The sequence below is a fragment of the Rhodobaculum claviforme genome (assembly GCF_016653255.1).
GTDB classification, from domain to species: domain Bacteria; phylum Pseudomonadota; class Alphaproteobacteria; order Rhodobacterales; family Rhodobacteraceae; genus Rhodobaculum; species Rhodobaculum claviforme.
Map to the genome: position 1 here is coordinate 1 of NZ_NHSD01000217.1, position 4,712 is coordinate 4,712.

At 67.1% G+C, this 4,712-nt stretch carries 5 protein-coding genes and 1 pseudogene; 2 read left to right on the forward strand and 4 right to left on the reverse strand.

Going from position 1 to position 4,712, the window contains the following annotated elements:
- Both CCR87_RS07620 and guaB read left to right on the forward strand, forming a co-directional pair.
- Positions 1-261: hypothetical protein (locus CCR87_RS07620; protein WP_201156953.1), on the forward strand; the 261-nt coding region annotated here is incomplete at its 5' end.
- 82 nt (positions 262-343) lie between these two features.
- Positions 344-1,792 (forward strand): IMP dehydrogenase, encoded by a 1,449-nt coding sequence (gene guaB / locus CCR87_RS07625; protein ID WP_201156954.1) that lies wholly within the window; start codon positions 344-346, stop codon positions 1,790-1,792.
- Between the two features lie 104 nt (positions 1,793-1,896).
- Here the strand turns inward: guaB and CCR87_RS07630 are convergent, their stop codons facing one another.
- From CCR87_RS07630 to CCR87_RS07645, 4 genes and pseudogenes are all read right to left on the reverse strand, one after another.
- Positions 1,897-2,775 carry a PRC-barrel domain-containing protein gene (locus tag CCR87_RS07630; RefSeq protein WP_201156955.1) on the reverse strand — a complete coding sequence of 293 codons (879 nt, stop codon included), beginning with the start codon at positions 2,773-2,775 and terminating at the stop codon, positions 1,897-1,899.
- Positions 2,776-3,032: 257 nt separating this feature from the next.
- On the reverse strand, positions 3,033-3,230 hold the full coding sequence (locus tag CCR87_RS07635; RefSeq protein WP_201156956.1) for a CsbD family protein: 198 nt from the start codon (positions 3,228-3,230) through the stop codon (positions 3,033-3,035).
- A gap of 70 nt (positions 3,231-3,300) precedes the next feature.
- A pseudogene (locus CCR87_RS17705) lies at positions 3,301-3,582 on the reverse strand (NAD(P)-binding domain-containing protein); the annotation flags it as partial.
- A gap of 116 nt (positions 3,583-3,698) precedes the next feature.
- The gene (locus CCR87_RS07645; protein ID WP_027287123.1) at positions 3,699-4,607 is read right to left on the reverse strand and encodes an SMP-30/gluconolactonase/LRE family protein; all 909 of its coding nucleotides are present in this window, start codon (positions 4,605-4,607) and stop codon (positions 3,699-3,701) included.
- Positions 4,608-4,712 lie beyond the last annotated feature (105 nt).

A 4,712-nucleotide genomic window follows, 5' to 3' on the forward strand; every position in this document is an offset into this window, starting at 1 on the left:
GATGCGCCCGGCCCGATCGCCGCCGATGGCGCCACGCCACCGGCGGCGCGCGCGCGATACCGCGGCCTTGTGGTGGGGCTGCTTGCGGTGCTGGCCGTGGGCGTGGTGGCGGTTGCCCTGTATGCACAGGCGCGCACGGCGGCCGCGCCACCGGCGGGGCTGGTGGCGTTTGCCGATGCCATGGACAGCGCCGCGGCGGCCCTCGGGGCGGCGGGCGATCAATTGCGCCGCGAACTCGCCGCCCTGATCGCCGGACGCTGAGCCCAGCCCGCCCGCGCCCCTTGCCAATCGCGCGCCCGCGTGGGACAGGCACGCGCCACAGGCATCCAGCGGGGGACAGGCCATGGACATTCGCGAAGCGCTCACCTTCGACGACGTGCTGCTGGTGCCGGCGGCGTCCAGCGTGCTGCCGTCGGACGCGGACACGGCCACGCGGATCACCCGCACGGTGCGGCTGAACATTCCGCTGCTGTCGTCGGCCATGGACACGGTGACCGAGGCGCGCATGGCCATCGCCATGGCGCAGGCGGGCGGGATCGGGGTGATCCACCGCAACCTCGACCCCCAGGCACAGGCCGACGAGGTGCGCCGGGTCAAACGCTTCGAATCGGGCATCATCTTCGACCCCATCACCCTGACCCCCGACCAGACGCTGGCCGACGCGCGCGCGCTCCAGGACCGCTACAACGTCACCGGCTTTCCGGTGGTGGACAAGGACGGGCGGGTGCTGGGGATCGTGACCAACCGCGACATGCGCTTTGCCTCGGACGCGGGGACGCCGGTGCGGGTGATGATGACCTCGGACAACCTCGCGATCCTGCGCGAACCCGCCGACCGGGCCCAGGCGCGCAGCCTGATGGAGGCGCGCCGGATCGAGAAGCTTCTGGTCACCGACCACAACGGGCGGCTGACCGGGCTGCTGACGCTGCGCGACATCGACCGCGCGGTGCTGAACCCCAGCGCGAGCAAGGATGAACTGGGGCGGCTGCGGGTTGCGGCGGCCACCACCGTGGGCGACGCAGGGTTCGAACGCTCGATGGCGCTGGTGGACGCGGGCGTGGATGTGGTGGTGATCGATACCGCGCATGGCCACTCCGAAGGCGTCGCGCGCGCGGTGGAGCGGATCAAGACCGCCTCCAATGACGTGCAGGTGATCGCGGGCAACGTGGCCACCGCCGAGGCGACGCGCGCGCTGATCGGTGCGGGCGCGGATGCGGTCAAGGTGGGCATCGGGCCGGGGTCGATCTGCACCACGCGGGTGGTCGCGGGCGTGGGCGTGCCGCAATTCACCGCGATCCTCGATTCGGTCTCGGCGGCGGGCGACGTGCCGATCATCGCCGACGGCGGCATCCGGTTCTCGGGCGATTTCGCCAAGGCGATCGCGGCGGGCGCCTCGGCGGCGATGGTCGGCAGCGCGATCGCGGGCACCGACGAATCCCCGGGCGAGCTGGTGCTATTCCAGGGCCGCAGCTACAAGAGCTATCGTGGCATGGGCAGCCTGGGCGCAATGGCGCGCGGCTCGGCCGACCGGTATTTTCAGAAGGACGCGGCCTCAGACAAGCTGGTCCCCGAGGGGATCGAGGGCCAGGTCCCCTACAAGGGGACGGCGGCGGCGGTGGTGCACCAGCTGGTGGGCGGCCTGCGCGCCGCGATGGGCTACACCGGCAATCGCACCATCGAGGAGATGCGCAACGGATGCCGCTTCGTGCGCATCACCGGCGCGGGCCTGCGCGAAAGCCATGTCCACGACGTGCAGATCACGCGCGAAAGCCCGAATTACCGCGGCGGCTGACCGACCGGCCCCCCGGGGGGGGGGGCACACCACGCAAAAGGGGCCCGCGCTTGCGGACCCCCCTGCCGTGACAGCCATCCCACCAAACGGCGGGACGCAGCCGGTCACCCTTCGTATTCGGGCATGTTTTCGAGCTGGTCAGCGGTCATCGACACCTGCACCCGGGCGTCGCCGTCCTCATCGTGCCACCCGATGCGGGCGTCCTCGATCGGCAGCGCGACCGTGTGCGACCCCATCCCGAGGAAGCCACCCACATCGACGATCACGTCGGTGATGCGCTGGTCGTCGCCGATCACGACATCATTGACCGACCCGATGGTTTCGCCGTTGGCGTCATGGACATCGGCGCCCATCAGACGGTCGGCGGTGCGCTCCTCACCCTCGAGCATGGTGTAGCCCTCGGGAAAGGTCTCCGACGAACCGCGCGTGGCCATCGCCGAGTCGCCGTCCCGCGGCATCGCGCCTGCCTCGGACTGGCTGCGCGACTCGAACCCGATGCGGAGCTGCTCCTCGTCCCATTCCGGCAGGTTTTCGAGTTGATCCTGGGACATCTCGATCACGACGAAGAAGTCGTCCACGGTCTCGGCGTCGGCGTCTTCGGTGACGAAGTACAGATCGTCAAACGCCACCATCACCGTGCGGGCGCCAAAGCCCAGGAAACCGCCGACATCCACGAGGACGCCCCGGACCTCACCGTCCTTGGTCATCACGACATCATCGATGCTGCCGATGCTCTGCCAGTCGTCACGCTCCTCGAGGAAGCGGTCCGAGCTGCTCCAGCGCGTCTGGTCACGCTGCGCATCGCCCATTTCGCCCGTCGAGTCGCGGCCGAGGGTGTACAGCGTCATGCCCGTGAAATCACTGGACACAAAAGCCGGAACGCCACCTTGGGTGGTGCCGGTCATGTCGGCCGCACCCGTCTGCGCGGCCGCACCGAAAGCCGTGGCCGCAACCAGCGCCGTCGTCATCATGAGGGTCTTCATTGATCGTCTCCATTCATTTCGATCGCACCCATTCGGGGCGCTTGCATAAACAACGTGACGGATCGAAACCGGTTCCCTTGTGTTTTCGGACCGGCGACAAAAAACATCTCGAAACTCCAGACGCCGCGACCGCCTGCGGGGGCGATCAGCCGCCTGCCCCGATGACACGCCCAGAAAAATACCAGGCTGGAAAAGACTTGGGCCGCCGGAGGTATCCCCCCGGCGGCCCATCGAAACAACGGCAATGACGATCAGGCTCAGATCTTCTTGGCCCAGTCGTCGACCTGCTTTTCGGCCTCGTCACGCGCGACGCCGTATTTTTCCTGAACCTTGCCGACCATGCGCTCACGGTCGCCGTCGATCTGTTGCAGGTCGTCGTCCGTCAGCTCGCCCCATTTCGACTTGGCGCTGCCGACGGCCTGTTTCCATTTCCCCTTGACGATATCCCAGTTCATGGAACTCTCCTGTTTCTGTTGCACTTCGATGGAACAACGCAGCGTCCCGGGATCGGTTCCTGTGCTGCTTCATGTTTTCCTGCCCCTCGCGCGCGCCCGCGGCGATGCCGTCGTCCCCGTGGACCAGCTTTTCCATGATCGCCGAGGACGAAACACAGGTGATCACCACGTCCACGTTGCGCGTCAGTTCGGCTGCCGTTTCGGCTTCCTGCGCACCGCGCCCGACCAGATCGTCCACCGGCGCGCGATTGCGGTGACCCAGCAGGGTGAGCGGATAGCCGGCCTCCAACAGCAGGCGGGCGGGGCCGTAGCCCATAAGGCCCACGCCGATGAAACCGATACGCTTTTCCATGAAGACCTCCGATTCTGAACCTTAACCAGCCTTGGCGAGGCGATGCCGGCCGGTCGCGATGGACTCAAACCGCTGCGCAGCGCGCCGGGAAGACCACACCCGCGTGGAATCCGCGCTCATGGCGCCTGCGCCCCACTCACGGACAGAAAAATGGCATAGAGCGAGCTGGTCGCCGTGATGAACAGACGATTCCGCTTCGCCCCGCCAAACGTCACATTGGCAACAACCTCAGGCACCGGGATTTTACCCAACAGCGCGCCGTCCGGGGCGTAGCAGTGGACGCCGTCACCGGCACTGGTCCAAAGGTTACCATCGGTATCCAGCCGGAAACCGTCCGGCACGCCAGGCGATACCTCGGCGAAGACGCGAGCGCCGGTCAGGCGACGCCCGTCCTCGACGTCGAAGGCACGGATGTGGTGCGGCCCATCCGGATCGTGCGACGCGCCGGTATCGGAGATGTAGAGCACGCGCTCGTCCGGGGAGAACGCGAGGCCGTTGGGCTTAACGAAGTCCTCGGCGACCGCGTCAATCCGGCCGCTTTCCGGCTCCAGGCGATAGACCCGGCAACGCGTCTGCTCCTGCGCGGCCTTGTGACCTTCGTAGTCGCTGATGATGCCGTAGGGCGGATCGGTGAACCAGACAGTGCCGTCGGATTTCACCACAAGGTCGTTGGGCGAATTCAGCGGCTTGCCCTCGAACCGGTCGGCCAGGACCGTGACCGTGCCGTCCGGTTCCGTACGTGTGATCCGGCGGCCGCCATGTTCCGCCGTCACCAGCCGAGCTTGCCGATCCCGGGTGTTGCCGTTGGCGTAGTTGGAATCACAACGAAAGACGCCCGCGCCCATCCCGTCGACCCAGCGCATCATCCGATTGTTCGGGATGTCGCTGAAGACCAGCACGTCGGTATCGGCAAAATAAACTGGCCCCTCGGTCCAGCGCGCGCCGGTCCACAGCCGTTCCAGCCAGGCGTTGGGCTGCACCAACGCCCGAAAACGGGAATCGTAGACCTGGTAGCTGTCGTTCATCGGCCCACTCCGGTGCTGCCAGGTACCAGTCAGGTGTCGGTTTCGCCGCCGGCCAGCGTGATCACGCCAACGATGATTAGGCCGGTCATCAAAGAGCGCATGCCG